The sequence below is a fragment of the Arthrobacter sp. E70 genome (genome assembly GCF_058266945.1).
Map to the genome: position 1 here is coordinate 22,536 of NZ_JBYQFR010000012.1, position 16,664 is coordinate 39,199.

19 protein-coding genes are annotated in these 16,664 nt (G+C 65.2%); 6 read left to right on the forward strand and 13 right to left on the reverse strand.

The window, feature by feature from the left end; all coding sequences use genetic code 11:
* Positions 1-75: 75 nt before the first annotated feature.
* Positions 76-672, reverse strand: coding sequence for a DNA-binding protein (locus tag AC3IMC_RS15490; RefSeq protein ID WP_490919459.1), 597 nt, complete (start codon positions 670-672; stop codon positions 76-78).
* 426 nt (positions 673-1,098) lie between these two features.
* Between AC3IMC_RS15490 and AC3IMC_RS15495 the strand changes: the two genes are divergently transcribed.
* Entirely contained in the window at positions 1,099-1,776 is a 678-nt protein-coding gene (locus AC3IMC_RS15495) for a helicase associated domain-containing protein (protein WP_490919461.1), read from the forward strand.
* Positions 1,777-1,833: 57 nt separating this feature from the next.
* On the opposite strand, the gene AC3IMC_RS15500 is transcribed toward AC3IMC_RS15495, so the two are convergent.
* From AC3IMC_RS15500 to mobC, 3 genes are read right to left on the reverse strand one after another with little or no spacing between them, the layout of a single operon-like run.
* A complete protein-coding gene (locus AC3IMC_RS15500; RefSeq protein ID WP_490919462.1) occupies positions 1,834-2,775 on the reverse strand; it encodes a hypothetical protein in 942 nt (313 codons plus the stop codon).
* An 18-nt stretch (positions 2,776-2,793) separates the two neighbouring features.
* Positions 2,794-4,353, reverse strand: coding sequence for a relaxase/mobilization nuclease domain-containing protein (locus AC3IMC_RS15505; RefSeq protein ID WP_490919463.1), 1,560 nt, complete (start codon positions 4,351-4,353; stop codon positions 2,794-2,796).
* Positions 4,353-4,757, reverse strand: a complete 405-nt coding sequence (mobC, locus tag AC3IMC_RS15510; RefSeq protein ID WP_490919464.1) for a plasmid mobilization relaxosome protein MobC — start codon at positions 4,755-4,757, stop codon at positions 4,353-4,355. The genes AC3IMC_RS15505 and mobC overlap by 1 nt, the downstream gene beginning before the upstream one ends.
* A 421-nt stretch (positions 4,758-5,178) precedes the next feature.
* On the opposite strand from mobC, the gene AC3IMC_RS15515 reads away from it, so the two are divergent.
* Together AC3IMC_RS15515 and AC3IMC_RS15520 are read left to right on the forward strand one after the other, a co-directional pair.
* A complete protein-coding gene (locus tag AC3IMC_RS15515) occupies positions 5,179-5,439 on the forward strand; it encodes a helix-turn-helix transcriptional regulator (RefSeq protein WP_490919466.1) in 261 nt (86 codons plus the stop codon).
* Positions 5,440-5,448: 9 nt separating this feature from the next.
* A complete protein-coding gene (locus AC3IMC_RS15520) occupies positions 5,449-5,757 on the forward strand; it encodes a hypothetical protein (RefSeq protein WP_490919467.1) in 309 nt (102 codons plus the stop codon).
* A gap of 100 nt (positions 5,758-5,857) precedes the next feature.
* Here AC3IMC_RS15520 and AC3IMC_RS15525 read toward each other — a convergent pair whose 3' ends face one another.
* From AC3IMC_RS15525 to AC3IMC_RS15540, 4 genes are all read right to left on the reverse strand, one after another.
* A complete protein-coding gene (locus AC3IMC_RS15525) occupies positions 5,858-6,148 on the reverse strand; it encodes a helix-turn-helix domain-containing protein (RefSeq protein ID WP_490919468.1) in 291 nt (96 codons plus the stop codon).
* Positions 6,149-6,151: 3 nt separating this feature from the next.
* A complete protein-coding gene (locus AC3IMC_RS15530) occupies positions 6,152-6,418 on the reverse strand; it encodes a ParB family protein (RefSeq protein WP_490919470.1) in 267 nt (88 codons plus the stop codon).
* A 241-nt stretch (positions 6,419-6,659) separates the two neighbouring features.
* The gene (locus tag AC3IMC_RS15535) at positions 6,660-7,664 is read right to left on the reverse strand and encodes a single-stranded DNA-binding protein (protein WP_490919472.1); all 1,005 of its coding nucleotides are present in this window, start codon (positions 7,662-7,664) and stop codon (positions 6,660-6,662) included.
* Positions 7,665-7,669: 5 nt separating this feature from the next.
* Positions 7,670-7,936: a glutaredoxin family protein gene (locus AC3IMC_RS15540; protein WP_490919474.1), complete on the reverse strand. Its 267-nt coding sequence runs from the start codon at positions 7,934-7,936 to the stop codon at positions 7,670-7,672.
* 549 nt (positions 7,937-8,485) lie between these two features.
* Between AC3IMC_RS15540 and AC3IMC_RS15545 the strand changes: the two genes are divergently transcribed.
* Positions 8,486-8,713 carry a DUF2188 domain-containing protein gene (locus AC3IMC_RS15545; RefSeq protein ID WP_221385112.1) on the forward strand — a complete coding sequence of 76 codons (228 nt, stop codon included), beginning with the start codon at positions 8,486-8,488 and terminating at the stop codon, positions 8,711-8,713.
* Positions 8,714-9,062: 349 nt separating this feature from the next.
* On the opposite strand, the gene AC3IMC_RS15550 is transcribed toward AC3IMC_RS15545, so the two are convergent.
* Positions 9,063-10,409, reverse strand: coding sequence for a ParB/RepB/Spo0J family partition protein (locus AC3IMC_RS15550; RefSeq protein WP_490919475.1), 1,347 nt, complete (start codon positions 10,407-10,409; stop codon positions 9,063-9,065).
* A 606-nt stretch (positions 10,410-11,015) separates the two neighbouring features.
* Between AC3IMC_RS15550 and AC3IMC_RS15555 the strand changes: the two genes are divergently transcribed.
* Positions 11,016-11,852 carry a sulfurtransferase gene (locus AC3IMC_RS15555; RefSeq protein ID WP_490919476.1) on the forward strand — a complete coding sequence of 279 codons (837 nt, stop codon included), beginning with the start codon at positions 11,016-11,018 and terminating at the stop codon, positions 11,850-11,852.
* 85 nt (positions 11,853-11,937) lie between these two features.
* Here the strand turns inward: AC3IMC_RS15555 and AC3IMC_RS15560 are convergent, their stop codons facing one another.
* The 4 genes from AC3IMC_RS15560 to AC3IMC_RS15575 all read right to left on the reverse strand — a co-directional run bounded on the left by AC3IMC_RS15560 (position 11,938) and on the right by AC3IMC_RS15575 (position 15,745).
* Positions 11,938-12,090 (reverse strand): hypothetical protein, encoded by a 153-nt coding sequence (locus AC3IMC_RS15560; protein ID WP_490919478.1) that lies wholly within the window; start codon positions 12,088-12,090, stop codon positions 11,938-11,940.
* Between the two features lie 181 nt (positions 12,091-12,271).
* Positions 12,272-13,297, reverse strand: coding sequence for a DUF4192 domain-containing protein (locus AC3IMC_RS15565; RefSeq protein WP_490919480.1), 1,026 nt, complete (start codon positions 13,295-13,297; stop codon positions 12,272-12,274).
* 565 nt (positions 13,298-13,862) lie between these two features.
* The gene (dprA, locus tag AC3IMC_RS15570; protein WP_490919481.1) at positions 13,863-14,771 is read right to left on the reverse strand and encodes a DNA-processing protein DprA; all 909 of its coding nucleotides are present in this window, start codon (positions 14,769-14,771) and stop codon (positions 13,863-13,865) included.
* Between the two features lie 377 nt (positions 14,772-15,148).
* Positions 15,149-15,745 carry a recombinase family protein gene (locus AC3IMC_RS15575; RefSeq protein ID WP_490919482.1) on the reverse strand — a complete coding sequence of 199 codons (597 nt, stop codon included), beginning with the start codon at positions 15,743-15,745 and terminating at the stop codon, positions 15,149-15,151.
* Positions 15,746-16,267: 522 nt separating this feature from the next.
* Here AC3IMC_RS15575 and AC3IMC_RS15580 point away from each other — a divergent pair.
* On the forward strand, positions 16,268-16,624 hold the full coding sequence (locus tag AC3IMC_RS15580; protein WP_490919483.1) for a hypothetical protein: 357 nt from the start codon (positions 16,268-16,270) through the stop codon (positions 16,622-16,624).
* Positions 16,625-16,664 lie beyond the last annotated feature (40 nt).

The window sequence follows — 16,664 nt, forward strand, 5'->3', positions numbered from 1 at the left end:
GAGGAATCAGAGAAGCCCCGCAGTGGGACGGGCCGGTGTTTAGTGTCGGCCAGGCCGGGGGCTTCCTCGTCGGGGTCAGGCCTTCGGTTCCCTGGCTTTGGTGGGCGGCTGTGGAGTGATGCGTTCGAGCAGGCTGTTGTGGGCTTCCTGCAGTGCTTCGGCCCGGGCTTCAGCGGCGGCTGCCCGGGTTGTTGCTGCTGCTGCGGCGGACGTTGCTTCCTGTTCGGCTGCACGTGCCTGCTCGAGTTGTTCCGCAGTGGCGCCCAGCTGTCGCTTCAGCTCCTCAATCTGGTTCGTCAGCTCTGACGTGGCCGATTCCTTCTCTGCGGTGACCTTGTCGAGGTCGGCAACGAGTTCGGCTACCTCCTCGTTTAGCTCCTTCTTCTCTCGGGCCCAAAGCTCTTCGGCAGCTTGGTGCCGTTCGTTCGCTGCGGTGGACGCCTCGGCCCAGACAGCGCCGGCAAGCCGTGCGGCCTGTTCGAGGATGGCCGGTGGTGTTGCCGCGACCTGCCCGCCGGCGGCCTGCTTCTCCTCGTTCCATTCCTTCAGGTAGCGGGTAGCGTCGGCGTTGCTCACGCCGGCAGCTGCACGGACAGTCGAGACCGTGGGACGCCGCTCGACGCTGATTTGCTCGGCGGCAGCAAAAACGCGGTCTTTGACGCTTTGGGCCACGGCGGAACCCTTTCGATAGAAGCGGCAGTAGGAGTAGTAGTAATAGTGATACTACTACTCCTACTCGGCAAAACTCCACCGCCATCCCGACGCCGCGTCACGTCCTATCGGCGGGTGCGCCCCAGAGCGCGCTGCGACGCCGGCAGGGCGAAACATCAGGCTGGAGCGTTATCCCCCTGTCCTGGCTTGCGGAGAAATCCTCGGAGCCGGTCAGGTCGTTCTCATCCCCCGGGAGGGCTTGGCGGTGTGGCACGGCCGGTGCCCGGCGTTTCATTGGGAGCCCGCTGACCAACTCGTGGTCCGCGGAAGACGAGGGGAAGTGTGCAGACACTGTCTGCACACTTCCGTTCCTGCCCCACTGACCGGGCCCTGCCGGGTCCGTGGCCGTAGGCTACCCGTGAGGGCAAGAACCATAGGGGGCGACTGTTGGCTCAGACGAAGGAAGTCGCGCCGCAGGCGCGGCGTCCTGCTCCGTACTGGGAGTGGGTGGAGATGTACCGGAGGGGCATCGAGCCGGCGAAGATCGCTGGCGTCTGCGGTGCTGCGGTGACGACTGTCCGTTATCACTTGCAGATCGCGGCGAAGGCAGATCCTGGTCTTCGCGGCGAGCATGCCGCCGCTGCACCCGTGAAGGTCCCATCCGACACGGCCCTGCAACGCATGGAGGAGCTGGTCTTGTTCTACCGGGCGGAGGGGCGCCTGCCGGCGGCCCACGCAAAATCTTCCCATGAGCAAACACTGGCCAGCTGGCTGTACCGGCGGCGAAAGGAGTCGGCAGCGGGAACCCTCTCCCCCGCGCTCCGCGACGGCCTGGGGGTTATCCCCGGCTGGGACCAGGCCTCGCCCCGCAAGGCTGAGGACGAGGCCCGGTGGCAGCGGCGGCTGGGGGAAGTACGGGCCTTCCGGAAAGCAAGCGGTGGATTGCCGCGGCACCAGAAGACCGATGATCCACTCGAGCGTACTCTCGGGGTCTGGCTGCACGGCCAGCGCATCAACTACAACAGAGGCAAGATGACACGGGAGAAGAAGTCGCGGCTGGATAAGGCCCTGCCGGGGTGGCGCGAGGGCCGGCCACGCAGCGGCGGCCGACCCCGCGTTTCATAATTCACCTGGCAGCCCGGTGCGGTTCTCCTGGGCAGGGGCAGGGGCTCCTCGAGAGCCCTACCGGCTCATGCCTTTTTGAAGGAGTTTTGTCAGGCCGCTGGCTTTGCGGGTCTTGCGGGCTTTTGCGGGCCTTGTTCCTTTGCCGAGGGCTGCGCTGGGTGGTGTGCCCTGGTCCTGGTCGGCGCTGAGGCGTGCCTGCACGGCTTCGCGGTCGGCCACGCCGTCGAGGCTGGCGGCCAGGTCCTGCCGGCGTTCAGCCGAGTCGTACTTGACTCCTGCTTCGTCACGCAGGTGCCCGGCGGCGGGATTGTCGCGCGCGGCCACCCAGTCCTGGATCAGGCTCCGCTCCATGTTCCTTTCCTCGATCAGGCTGTCCGCAAAGTTGTGATGCATTTCCCAGCCCTGCGCTTCGAGCGGTCGGGATTCGCGGAGCCAGGCCAGTGCCTGGTCCAGGTCTTCCTTCGGCGGAGCTTCAAGGGCTTTCGCGTATTCCCTGTCTTCCCGGTCGGCCGCGGCCAGCAGCAATGCCGCCTGGCCGTCGTCGTCGCGCCCGGCAGTGCGCTCCTTCTCGGCCTTGGCGCGGTCCCGCACGGCCTGGGCTACGGCGTCCTCCATCCAGCCTGCGTCGGCGTTCAGGGTATCGACGTCGATGCCGTAGCGAAAGAGTACTTGGTCACGGATAACCTCTGCCGCGTCGTGCGCTGCCGGGTCACGGTCCCGCCACGCGTTGGCCGCTTCGTGGACGCGTTCGATGTCGCGGCCGCTGGCGGTATCCCACCAACGGTTGTCCATGACCGGTGCGAGCTGGGCGCGGGCCGCTGCGCGCCACGCGTCGAACCTCGCCTGCAGTTCCCGGGCCTGTTGTTCCTCGGCCGCTTGGGCGCGGCGCATCTCCTGTTCGCGTGCCCTGGCGAACTGCTCGCCGATCCGGCCCGCTATGGTCAGCCCGATACGGGACATGCCCTCGAAGGCTTCATCAATGCCGTCGGATTCACTCATCGTTCCCCCTCGTTGGTGTTATCTCTCGTGATCCGGGCGGGCGATCCCGCCGCGGGTGCTCGTGTGGGTTCGTGCCTGCTCGTATGTCGGGGGCAGCACCGGCCCGGGTGCGCGGCCCGTGACCTGCCCGGCGGTGCTCGCCCGGACGGCCGCTGCCGCTTCGGCATCGACGGTGGCTGCGGCTGTCGGGATGCCGGGCAGGGCAGCCGCGACCTGGCTCAGGTGGTGTTTGACCATGTGGCTGATCTGGCGTGCCCGGCGCAGGTCATTGGATGCCTTGTGCATGTCGTGGATGGCTTTGGCGACGTTCAGCAGCTGGCGCAGCATGATCGCCTGCGCCGCGGTTCCGGCGCCGCCCATCGAAGCCGCCATCAGCATCAGGGAAGCGCCCCGGGCTGACGGTCCGGTGGTGCGGATCGGGCGGACCGGGTAGCGGCGCAGCTGTGCCGTCTTGGACAGCTCAGCCGCTGCTGCCGCGAGCGGTCCCGGTGTCGCTTCGGTCGCCGTGGACCAGGCCGCGAAAGCGCCGGCTGTCTCGCGTGCGACGTGCGCCCAGGTCACGTGATCGTCCAGCGGGACGGAGTGCAGCGTTTCGCGCAGGCGGGCGACCTCGTCGCTGTACCGTTCCCACATCCGGGGGTCCGGTTCGTGCGCTTCCCGGCCGACGGTGACGGGGCGGCGGCCGCGTGCAGCCGCCTGCCATTCCCCGACCGCATCTGAGGCACTCTGTGGGGTGTCGGGCCATTCGTGGCGGAGTTTGGGCAGGGCAAGGTCTTTGGCGATGTGACCGCCGCCGAACCAGACAGGCCGCCCACCTTTCGGGGGACGTTCGGCCACGCTGTAGCCGACGACGACGTCGTCGCGTCCGGACGCGTACCGCGGCCTGACCAGGACGCCGGTGCGGCGCAGTCGGCGGATGAATTCTGCCTCGTCCTGGGCCGAGGTGGCGCAGGCACGGACCTTGCGCTCCAGTGAGCGGCGTTCCGGTTCCGGCGCTCCACGTCGTTCGGATGCTTCGCGTTCACCGGGGCGCAGGCCACGGGTGGAATGCGTGGGCGAGAGTTCTTCCAGGCCGTACTTTTTCTCCAGCGCCCGGGCGGCCTGTTGCGCGCGGGGGTAGTCGCGCCAGCTGCTCCACTTCGTGCCATCTTCGCGGACCATGGACGCGGCGATGTGGATGTGGTCGTTCCCGGCTTTGCTGTGGCCGTGACGGATCGCTACCCACTGCGCCGGTGCGCGTCCGCTGGTCTCGGTGAATCCCATCTCGTCCATGAAGTCCTGCGCGATGTCCGCCCACTTCGCATCGGTCAGGTCGCCTTCTTCGGCTCGCAGGGACAGGGAGCAGTGCCAGACGTGGCCGCCGGGAATTTCGACACCCAGGACGGCGCGGGCGCGGTCGAGTTCCTTGGCAATCGCCCGGGCGGCGTCGGCGTTAAGTTCGTCGTCGTTGTGCCAGGCCATGATCGACGGTGAGCCGGCGACCAGGTGCGGATCGGTATGTTCGTTGGCGCGGCCGGGTCCGGCAAGGTAGGCGATGAGCCCGTGCATGCGCGTGCCCTTGGTGATGTTGGGAATCATCAGCGCACCATCGCATCCAGCATCGCATCGATCCGGTCAGCGACCGCCCGCACCCGCGTCAGCACCGTCCGGGCAGCTTCCGGGAATTCGTCCGTGGCGTTCGCGTGCCGGGCGAGCTGGTTCACGTTGTTCGACAGGGCGGCAAGGTAGCGGCGGGCCGCCATGAACTCCACCGCCGCTGCGCGGCGTTCAGCCAGTGACTCGGAGTTCTCCGCGTACAGGGCCGCGCTGACCAGGATCTCCGATGGGCTCCGCCCGGTCCGCTCCTCGAGGATCTTCAGCTGCGCGCGTTCGAATTCGGACATCGACACCCGCACGTACTGGGTGGCACCCTCAATGTTCGCCCGGCGGCGGCGGGAGAACCGGCCCGGGGTCTTCCGCTCAGATTTCGGTTCTTCAGTCATCCCGGTCCCCCTCCCCATGCCCAGCGCAGCGCCCCGGAATCTCCGGGCCACACTCACGAGTGTGCCGCACCCACGTCCACAGGCCGTGGAGCAACACGCGGGTTATGGCACGTAACCGTCTAGCCTGCTCCGGAAAATCACCTGCCTCTGCTTTTGACGGTTTCGGTGGTTCCTGGGGACTGCCCTGGTGGACGCTTCGCGTCTGACTGGTTGAAACGACTGCGTCGTTCCGTTTCGGCTGGGTGAGGCTACTGCCCGGTCCTTCCTTGGCAAGTCTGCGCAGCCGGCTTTCGCGGCATATCCTCGCTCCGCTCCGGTATTCCACGGTCCGGCTGACTCCGACTGGCCAATTCCTTCACCGACCAAGTTTCGGCAAGCGTGCCGAAAGGAACGCGGCATAGGGTTAGCGAAAGGTACAGTTTTGGCTCTCATCTCACCCACCACAGTGGCCAGGCAATACGGAATCTCCCCCGCACAGCTGCGGCAGTGGCGGCGACAAGGTATCGGCCCCGAATACTTCCAGTTCACCGCACGCACCATCAGCTACTCCGACGACTACCTGCGCGACTGGTTCAACGACCCACGCAATGCCGACCTCCTCGCAGAACATCCCCAAACCGACGGGCCAAACTCATGTCAGGATGGGCGCGTCCGGAAGGGCCGGCCACGCGAGGATCGTTAGGCTGGGACCATGGCGAACCTCGACATTGAACAGACACGAAACCAGGCCCGCGCACTGCTGGACTCCCGCATCGAATCTGTCACCGCCCTCGTGCGGAGCCGCCAACGGATCACCGAACTGCGGGACCAACTTGTCGCCGCCGAACGCGACGACAAACGCGCATACGTGCAGGCCACCCGGGACGGATGGAGTGCAGACGAACTGAAGAAGCTTGGCCTCGAACCAGCTGCCGTCAAGCGGCGCCGGGCAGCAAAGCGATCCGCCGGGCCAGACCAGGGCAGCAGCCAGGAAACGGCCACCTCCATCGGGGAACAATAGCCCCTTCGATCCACGCCCAGTGACACGGCGTTCCTGGAATCACGGCGAAGGCCGGCACCCCGAGAGGGTGCCGGCCTTCGCCGTGATTCAGGTTCCGCTCTTAGTCCTCAGCCGGCACATCGTCGCCTTCACTAATCTGGCCCGCGGCGATGCGCTCCGCCGTCTTCGCGTATGCCGTGTCGATGTACGCTTCCAGGTCATCCTGCCGAACCCTCCAGAGCCGCCGGGGACCGAACTGCGCCGCGCGCAGTTCACCACTTTTCACCAGCCCATAAACCATCGGTCTGCCCAGGTTCAGGACCTCCTGAACCTGGGCAAGCGTCATCATCCGCGGCAACCCGTTACTGGCAGCTCCAGGCCTGCCGTCGATGTCGTCATTTCCCTGAGCCACGGGCTAAATCTCCTCGCGCCGGTGTGCCATCTCGTCCTTCTTCCGCTGCCCCCTGCGCAGCGCCCCGGCCTCCACCCCAGGCCAGGACTTGCCGCCGTTGTACTTGCGCTGCCGGCGCCGCACTTCACGCATCGTCGCGTACACGATGAGGTCCGAGACGCTCGCGTCACCTTCCACTTCCCCCGTTTCCAGGAACGCGGCCCGGACCTGCCCCGCCTGGTCCTCCGTGAAGTACGGAGTGAACGCGGGTACCTTCTTCTCCCTCGCCATCAAACAGCCGCCCGTTCCATGCCGTGTGCCCGGCCGCCCGCCACGGGCGCAGGCAGTCCAGGAAACCGCCGACGGAGGGCCACGGAGCCGTCCTCACCGCAGCAGCTATCGGAATGCTGCTGGCCGCCGTCGTGGCGGAGATGACCTGCTCGCGTCATCGCGTCCCTTCTGCTCGTGATCCGGTGAATGGGGAAGCCTGGAGGGGCCAGCGTATCCTCTAACCCCTACAGGAGCGCTGCTCTTAGAACGTCGGTTCTGCCACGCCGCCCGGTTGGGCGTAGCCCGCGCCCGTGGCGTTCTTACCGAACCATGGATCGTCATCGGCGTAGCCATTGTCCCCGGCCTCGGCAGCGGGTTGCTGTCGGGTTTGAGGCCGGTCCCGCCGACCGGCACGCGTTCCCTCACCATCCGCCGGAGCTTCGTCCGGTGCTGCTCCCTCCTCCGCCGACGACTGTTCCGGGACCGACCGCTTCACGGGCGCTCCCACAGCGTGCGCCGCTGTGCGGCGAAGGGACAACCCGAGCTCCTCGACCTCGAATTCAATGACCGTGCGCTTCTCCCCCGCCTTCGTCTCGTAAGTGCGGGGCTTGAGCCGGCCAGTGGCAACCACACGGCTGCCTTTGGTCAAGGACGCGGCAACGTGCTCGGCTGCTTCGCGCCAGACCGTGGACCGAAGGAAGAGGGTCTCGCCGTCTTTCCATTCCTTACTCTGGGCATCAAATGTCCTGGGAGTGGATGCAATGGTGAAGTTCGCGACCGCCGTGCCTTCAGTTTTACCGAACTCACGGGAAACCGGGGTGAAGCGCAGCTCCGGGTCCGATGTCAGGTTTCCAATGACAGTAATGGTGGTTTCGCCGGCCATGATGGTTCCTTTTCCTCGTACGCTCGTAATGTTCTCGGTGTCTGTTGCGGGTTCGTTCTGAGGTTCGGTCCCACCCGGTTCGTCGTGGGTGAGGTCGTTGGGTTGGTACTGGTTTGCAGTGTGTTCATCCCAGAACCCGCCCTCCCCGAGCGGGGCGCAGCTGATCGTCTCGAGGTACCGGTCATCCCCTCCCTCATAGGGGAGGGCAGGAAGGCCGTCGTACAGGTCCTCATCGAGGGGTTCCACAATGGCGGGTTCAACAACGTAGGGGTCGACAACGTCGGTGGGAATCCTGCCGCTGGGGTTGACCTGCCGGAACAGGTCCACCTCCAACGGGATCCGTGGGCTGAGTTTGTACCCGACAACCGGGCGCAGCTTGGTCACGGTCCTCACGCCACCTTGTGGCTCATGGCCGCCTGGACAAGCTTGTCGCGGCGCAGCCCGGACCAGTGGTCCTGATCATCAGCGTTGTTCACGACAACGGGAGCCTGGGAGTAGCCAAGTTCGGCGTTGATGTACTCCAGCGCTGCCGGCACGTCGGTGATGTCAACCGCCGTGTAGGTGATGCCCTTGGAGTCGAAGTAGTCCTTCGTCTTCTCACAGTTCGGGCAGTCGGGCTTGGTGTAGACCGTGTAAGCGGTGGGTGAAGCAGTCATTTTCAGCACCTGGTTTCGTATCAAATAAGTTTCGTTCGTCTGGCTGACTTGCTACCTCAATTTTAGCAATCATTCAACTGAATGAACAGGGGTTTTACCGCATATTCTAGGCTTTTTTGCGCTATACGTGAGCGGATATTCTGCACTGAGCCACGGGGACGGATGGCTGGTCACGCCGCCGGCGACTGTGGTGATCCCCGCTGGTTCGCCAGGGCCTTAGCCCCCCTGCGCCTGAGAGGCCCCAGCCATCGGAAGTGTTGATAGGTGTCCGGCTGGGGTGGCAGTGCTGAATGGGTGTCGTCCCTGCTGCAGGAACATGAACCACGGCGAACAGCACGCCGGCAGCGCATGGTGTGGACCATGGGAGAGGCGCCCGTCCCGGACTTGAAAAGTAAGCATGCTTTCTATTAGGTTGGTGTCAGCTTCGCCGCCTGGCCCCCATCAGGCGGACGGCGTTAGGAAAGCCTCGCGGTCCCAAGTGCTGCGGGGCTTTTCGCTACCCGCGTTGCAGCGGGTGTCAGGATCCGAATCGGCAGAAGGAGTTATGCAGTGGCTCAGGGCGATATCGAGACATACTACGAAGACGGTGCTTGGAAGAACAAGCGTGAGGGTACTGACCGCGCGTTCGGTGCCGGCTACGGCACCAAGGACGAGGCAGTAGCCGCGGGCCGGGAAGCGGCCCAGGCGGACAAGGTGGAGCACGTCATCAGGAACCAGGACGGCCAGATTGGTTCCAAGAACAGCTACGGCAACGATCCGCGGAATGTCCCGGGCTGATTGCTGAGCGACGCTTTGCGTTGCGGCTTGCCCTGGGGCACAAGAAAGGCCGGCGGTTAGGCCGGCCTTTCTGCGTTCTCCTCGGCAAAGGAAACTTATGGGTTCAGCTTAGCTGAATTTTCTTCTTCGGGTGCTGCAGCCGGTGCGGCGGCGAGCCGGCCGCGGCACCTGGTGGGCTGGGCCGTCGGGTGCGTTAATCGGCGGTCCGTCGCTGGTGAGTGGCTGCTGTGGTTCGCCCTGGGCGGCGGACCGCCCGACTTCTGGAAGGTTCCTGGCCTTCCTGCGGCGATTGGGCTGGGCCTGTGCCGGGCGGGGTTTGGGATCCGCCGCCCGGCACAGGAGCCGTGGTCTATCCGGCTGTCTCGGTCTTGTCGCCGCTGTCGATGATGATCTGCTCAGTCTCCGATGCGGTGTATCCCCATGCGACCAGTTGGTTCAGGTAGTCCCGGTGGGTTTGGCTCCGTGAGCGCCACGAGTCTTTCTGGATGGTCTTTTCATACCCGGCGCAGATCAGCGCAATCAGTCCAAACTCCGGCCGGGTGGTCGTTTTGGCGACGTGGTCCCTGAGCGGGTTCCACGCCCACTGGCTGGACTCTTCGAACTTCGCCCCGACCATTTCTGCGGCCACCTTCCCTTCGTAGCCGCTGGCGGTTTCAGAGTGGTGGGTGATCGCGTGGAGGGTGAAGTACTGCCAACCCTTGGGGGCCTGCTTCTTCGCCAGCAGGTTCTTGACCCATTCACGCCGGACGGTCGTAGCTGACTGCATCAGCTTGTTGTTCTCGATCAGGGTCTTCCGTTCGGCTTTCTGCTCGTCGGTCATGGGGCCTTTGGGGGCCGAAGAGGTGCCGTAGCCGCTGTAGTAGCGGAGCGCGAAGCCCAGTTCTTTCCAGCCGGTGACTACGGCGACGGTGGAGTGTTCGCCGCGATAGTCCGTCTCGATGTAGACGGCGTTTCCGTCCTCGTCGGTGGCCGGTTCCCCATCTGCCCTTTTCAGTGAGGTAACGCGGAGGGTTTCGCTGTCCTCCCCGTAGCCGCACTCGGGAACAACGATGGTTCCTGCCGCTTCCAGTTCGGCGGTGAGTGCGGCCAGCGCTGCGGCGCGGTCGCGCTTGTCGCGCAGCTGCTGGGTGACGTGCAGGAGCATGTCGGGTTCGTCCATGATGACCGATTCGATTTCGGCCGTCGCGTCTTCGTCGGACTCAAATTCGGCGAGGATCAGGGCTTCTTCGATGGTGTAGCCCTTGCCCAGGGCCGCGGCTCCGGTCTCGGTGGCCTTGGCTTTGAGTGCGGACTCGACGGTGGTCTTGGTCCGTCCGGTCTTCTTGGCGATCGCGGCGGCCGAGACGCCGATCAGGGACAGCTGGTGGTAGGCGTCTGCCTCGTCGGCTTCGGTGAGTTCGGCGCGCTGGATGTTCTCCACTACCTGCGTGACGATGCGTTCGGCTTCCTCGGGGCTTTCGATGATCATGACGGGGATCAGGGGCCGAGCCGCTTCGACGGCGGCGCGGGTGCGGCGCTGGCCCATCAGGACGTGCACGGTCCCGTCGTCCCTGCGGTGGGCGATCACGGGTTCCATGACGCCGTGTTCCTTGATGCTGGCGATGAAATCCGGGGTCAGGGCGGCGTCCTTGCGGACGTTGACATCGACGGTCAGCGTTGCCGGGTCAAGCATTTCCAGCGTGGGTGCTGCATTCATTGGGTGTTGCTCCTTCTTGCCGAGAAGTGTGGTGGGTGGGGCGGCTCAGGTGACCGGCCAGCTCCCCTCTCCCCCCCCCGACGCTTCTATGTCTGTCAAGCGGGTGGGAACGGGTGCGGGCGCGAACCGAGTTTGGTTTGGCGGCGGGTGGGGCGACCAAGGTGACCGGCCAGCTTCCCCTCTCCCCGCCGTTGTTTTGGCTGCTGGCGAAGCTTGCGGAGCTGTGGCCGACGGAGGCCTGTCTACCGCAGGGCAAGGGGCGGGAAATTCCCGGAGGAAATCAGCGACGAAGGAGCGCCGCAGGGACATTTCCCGCGCCGCAGGCCCCGACGAAGGAGGGGCTAGACGGGCCGGAGCGGACACGTACAATCCGTCAGGACAGCAGCCAAAATGTCGTAGACAGAACAGGGCCAGGGGCGGCGGAGCCCTGCGGAGCCGGCACTGGACCCACAGCCGGCCGCGGCAGCGGACGCCCATTCTGATCTTTGGGCCTTTCAGCGTTTATAGCGGCCGGAGGAGATATTCCTATGGAGAAGCCGCTATTCCAAGGGTCCGAAATGCGATACAAGCTGTCTCACATAGAGAGACGACCTGTTGAATAGATGCATGGCTTCCCCTTCTATTACTGTCCCACCTTTCGTTGACCTGCGATGGCTTCAAGAGCATCAGGAGCGCGTCGTCGTCACGGATGTGCGTTGGTACTTGGATGGTTCCTCCGGACGTGCGGCGTACGATTCGGGGCACCTGCCAGGGGCGGTATTCATAGATCTGGACCGGTGGCTCTCCGGGCAGGGCTCGCCTGAGCTGGGGCGGAACCCGTTTCCTGATCCAGAAGTTTTTGCCGAGGGAATGGGCTTGGCCGGGATCGGCGACGACGATATTGTCGTCGCCTACGACGACGCCGGCGGAGTCATCGCGGCACGTCTTGTGTGGATGCTGAGGAGTTTAGGGCACCCGGCCGCCGTCCTGGATGGCGGCCTGAATGGCTATCCAGGGCTCTTGGAGAAGGAGACGCCGCATCCCCCGCGCCGCACTTTTACCGCCCGGCCCTGGCCCTCCGCGCTCCTGGCAGACATCGAAGAGACGGTGGCGCCGGGAGCGGTGGTGATTGATGCCAGGAACCGGGACAGGTTCGACGGCAAACAGGATCCGATCGATCCAAGGCCGGGACACATACCAGGCGCGGTGAGCGTTCCCTGCAGGGAGAACCTCGAGCCAAACGGCACACTTTTACCCCCTTCCCGTATTCGGGGGAACTTCCGCTCTGCCGGTGTGGAATCGGCTGACGGAGTGATTTCGTACTGCGGTTCCGGGGTTACCGCCTGCCACAACCTGCTGATGATGGAGCACATTGGAATTGGCCAGGGACGCCTGTTCGTTGGCGGCTGGTCGCAGTACGGCCATGCATTGCATCTTCCGGTTGAAAGCGGAGCCAGCGGTTAAAGGGCTAAGGCCGGCCCCGTGGGGCCGGCCTCAGTTTTCCCTCAGCAAAAGGAAAACCAGTTGTGCAGCGTCGTCGCTGCAGAAATTACAGGTCCAGCGGAGATTTTTCCCAGGAGATATCGACGATGGGTGCGCCTGGCTGGGGCATGGTCAATATGGAGAGCTCGAGGACGTCCTGGGCGCGGGTGGCATCGGCGGGTGCTGCGTCGTCGTCCGTCAGGATGTAGTCGTGGCTCATGTGCTGCCCCCAGGCTCATAGTGGATGGTGTTCCTTGTCCACTGTAGCCCGGCGTCCGGCCGTTTCCGGATTCTGGTGCTGCGCCCGCGGCAGCGTGATCGGCGGCCGGAGGAGCGAATGCGGGGGAGGCCGCCCCAGCACCCAGGGGCCGGACCGTTTCCCCGGCCCGGCCCCGTCGTTTCTAGCGGTGCCGCTTGTAAGCGGTGTCCTGGTTCTTCGCGACCGGGGCGATAGTTCCCCGGCTCACCAGCTGATCCATCAGTTCCGCGAGCCGGTAGCCCGGCGTATCAGCCAGAGCAAGCTTGAAGTGCTCCGCTGCCACTGACGACTGGCCTTTGAGGTACGCCAGCCAGCCGATCAAGGTCAGCAGCGGCGCCCGGTAGCCTTCCGGCGCGGCGTCGATGAGGTCCCGGGCGGTTTCCTGCGCCCGGTCCACGCGGTTCCAGTCCGGGGTGATCCCCTCTCCCACGAGCAGATTCCCGCTTCCCTCGGCGTCCAGCAGCTCCTGGTCGATCACGTTGCAAAACAACGTGTCGCGCAGGTCCGGGCGCTGGAAGCAGGCCAGCAGCTCGACCGCTGTCTCCGGATCCATCCAACCGGCCCGGGTCAGAGCCTCTGCCCACAGTTCCCGGCCCGGAGCCAGCTCCGCACCAAGCACGCCGGGCAGTGCGTGACGGATCTGTTCCTCCCTGTCCGCCGGGCCAGCGAACGGCGCGTATGTGGCGCCGGGGGTCTTTTGGTAGCTGCTGCCCCGAAACACCAGCTCGGCGTTCAGTTGCCCGTCCGTGATGGATTCCAGCGGTTCGGGCGGGCAGCACCCGGCGTCGCTGTCGCACAGCAGGTTCTGCCAGTGCAACGGGGTGATTAGCCAGGCGTCCTGCAGCGGGGTCCCCGCACTGTCCAGCACTTCAATGACGGCCTCGACGTGGTCGTGGAACGGGCGGGGCTGCCCAGGTGTTGGGGTGCTGGCCGTGTAGATTGCCAGCAGCACCGCCGTGGCCTGAGTGTCCAGTGCGAGGTAGTCCACCATGGAGCGGGCGAACCCTGCGGGTTCCGCGGACGCGGGGGCGTCGACGCGCAGTGTCGCGCCCAGCGTCTTCCCCCGCATGGTCAGGAACACAAAGGACTCACGCGGGACGAACCCGAGGGAGTGCGGGATGAAACCGAGGATGTCGGCGGGGCTGGAAATGCGGATTGCGTCGTTCATGATGAAAGTCCTTTGCTGAGGATGTGGTGGGTGGGGCGACCAAGGTGACCGGCCAGCTTCCCCTCTCCCCGCCGTTGTTTTGGCTGCTGGCGAAGCTTGCGGAGCTGTGGCCGACGGAGGCCTGTCTACCGCAGGGCAAGGGGCGGGAAATTCCCGGAGGAAATCAGCGACGAAGGAGCGCCGCAGGGACATTTCCCGCGCCGCAGGCCCCGACGAAGGAGGGGCTAGACGGGCCGGAGCGGACACGTACAATCCGTCAGGACAGCAGCCAAAATGTCGAAGACAAGACAGGGCCAGGGCCGGCGGAGCTCTGCGGAGCCGGCACTGGACCCAACTGCCGGCCGCGGCAGCGGACGCCCTTTCCTGGTGAGCCCTGCGAACCATTCCTCAGCAGCCCGGTCTTCTAACGGGTGTCCCTGACTCCGCCGGCCGCCCGCTCCGGGCCACCGGCACTGCCTGTGCGAAATGGCGGTCCGCCGCCGCCAACCCACCGCGCAAGCCAGCCACGGCGGCGGACCGCCCGCGGTGACCGCCCCCGCAAAGGGGACGGCCACCTGGAAAGGAACTAGCCTGCGAGGAGTTCGGCCAGCTCGGCCTCATCGGACACCAGCACCGCCGCGCCTTCCTTCAGCAGCCGGTGGCATCCTGCCGAGTTGGCGCTGTGCACGCTCCCGGGGACGGCCGCGACATGCCGGGCAATGGTTTCGGCGTGGTGGGCGGTGTTTAGCGCACCCGAGCGCCAGCGAGCTTCCACGACACAGGTCACCCCGGCGAGAGCGGCGATGATGCGGTTCCTTTGCAGGAACCTGTACCGGGTCGGGGCGGAACCGGGCGGCAGCTCTGAGAGCGTCAGGCCGTTGCCGCGGATCGCAGCGGCGAGGTCAGCGTTACCGGACGGATAGTCACGATCAAGGCCTCCAGCCAGCACCGCGAGGGTCGCCGGTCCTTCTCCGGTGCCTCCGGCCAAAGCGGCGCGGTGCGCATGGGCATCGATGCCGTAGGCAAGGCCCGAGACGATGCAGATGCCGCGTTGGGCTAATCCGTATGCCAAATCGCCTGTCACAGAGGCGCCATAGCTGGTGGAGTCACGGGAACCGGTCAGGGCCACACACTTCGAAGGTGCTGGGATGCCTTGGTCGATGTTGCCCCGGCACCAGAGCCCGTACGGGGCGTCGGGCAGGTCGTCCAGGCCTTCCGGCCAGTGCTCATCCCCCGGGATGAGGAACCCACCGCCCAGGCGTTCGATGGTGGCCAAATCCTTCTCCGGGTCGAGCTCCGGGACCCGGGGCGCCCAGCGCTTCAATCCGTCGGCCAGTTCTTCGGCCGTGACGTCCGGGAGGGTGTGGGCGGGTTGGGCACCGGTGGCAAGCCGCAGTGCGGCGTATGCTCCGAGCCTGCCCACGAGGGCGCGACCGACACGGTCGCCGGGTTCGAAGAGTCGGGTCAGGGCTGCGCGTGCAATGCGATCGTTCATGGTTTCTCTCGTCCTTTGCTGAGGATCCGGTGAGTGGGCGGCCTTGGTGACCGGCCAGCTTCCCCCTCCCCCGGGCGTTTTTTGCCTGCTGGCGGAGCAACGCGTAGCTGTGCCCGACGGAGCCGGGGCAACCCGAAGGGCAAGCAGCGGATGGATTGTGGGAGGAAATAAGCGAAGCGCCGACACAAGGCATCGGCTGCGCAGCCGTCCGCAGGACGGTTGAGCCGGTGGAGCGGGCACGTACGATCCGCAGGACAGCAGCAAAAAACAGAAAACGCTTCTACAGCCCGAGCGAAGCGAGGTCCGTGCAGTGGACCTGGGCGCTGGCCAAGCGAGGCCGGGAAACCCCAGCCCTCAGGCAGCGTGTAGTTTCGGGGCTAGTTCGCGGTTCTCTCGCGTGCAGCACGGGCATGCTGGTGGCGGTAGAGCGTGGCACGGCTCCAGCCAACGAGGCGGGCGGCGTCCTCGGCCGTGCGGCCGTTGGCACGCGCGTCCTGGGCGATCGCGAGTTTGTCCGCGATGACGGTGGGGTCGGATAGCGGCCGGCCGAAGCGTGTGCCGCTCTGGCGCGCTGCTGAAATGCCAGCGTTGACCCGCTCGACAATGAGCTCGCGCTCATACTCGGCAAGGGTTGCGAGCATGTTCAACATCAGCCGCCCCGTCGAGGTTGCAGGGTCGATGCCATCGAAGATCGACCGGACCTGGACACCGCGGCCGCGCAGCAGGGCCACCGTGTTCAGGACGTCGATCAACGACCGGCCCAGCCGGTCGACCCGCCACACAACCACGGTGTCGCCTTCCTCGGCGTACTCAAGGAGTCTCTTCATGCCAGGCCGTTCGATCGCCGTCTTGCTACCGGAAGTCACATCAGCGAAGACATCACGTTTCTGCACACCGGCGGCGACCAGTGCATCCAGCTGCAGCTGGGCGTCCTGGCTGGAAGTACTGACCCGGGTGTAACCCAGTAACCTCACAAAGCAATTCTGACTCGAAAAGCCCCCGATGCACCTACGGCGAGACAATTTACTGCGAGACGCCTTTACGAGACGCCGAGTACCAAGCTATTCCGCCTCCCGGCGCACCGCCTCCGACCCTTCCAAGGCCCGGGGTCTGTGTCTTGAAAAACTGTTGATTTTCAAGACAGGACGGCCGCGCGTCCTTCACGGGACGCACCTGAGTGTTCAAAGTTTGTCGGGGACCAGCCGGACACAGGAGGCAGCAGAAGACCCCGCAGCATAGGGTGTGCTGCGAGGTCTTCCCTTGCTTCTCCGCACAATTGGGGGAACGTACGGAATTGCCTGGAAAAGAGTGCTGGCTAGTAGTCTCGTCTCTAACCCCCAAGCAGGCCCGTCTCACGCTGCCGGCGATTGCTGCCTCAAGCGGTTTGACGTGGGTGGCGCCTAGCGGTCATTTGTGGGGCCTGCTGTCTTCACAGCCCACGAGGATCAGCAACAGCACCCGCGCCTAGGGACAGGACCGGGTTAGCTGCTCCCGGTGTGCACGACGCATTCGAAATCCTCTTCGTGGGCAGGGGCATCGGCGAGGCCCTGCGGCGTGAAACCGAAGGCGTCGATAGCAGCGGAAGCTCACTTTACCCGGACCGGATATTAGGTGTTTACGGATTTCCAGCCCTCGGAGCGGGTGTACCGTGCGATAACCCGGTGATCAACGGGAGGACTGCTCATGGTGTCGCTGCACCTGACGGCGGCCGTGAGGCAACGCAGACCGCGCAAGGCAGTGCACGCATAGAGGAAAGCTTCTTCACTGTTCATGCGTGGAATCTGAACGTGGCCTACAACGGCGCCATCTGCCTCGTAGTCCAAAAAGAACGGCATGGTCACACCATCCCCTAGGCCTCGGGGTCGTTATAGGGCCAATAGCCCTTACATGGAG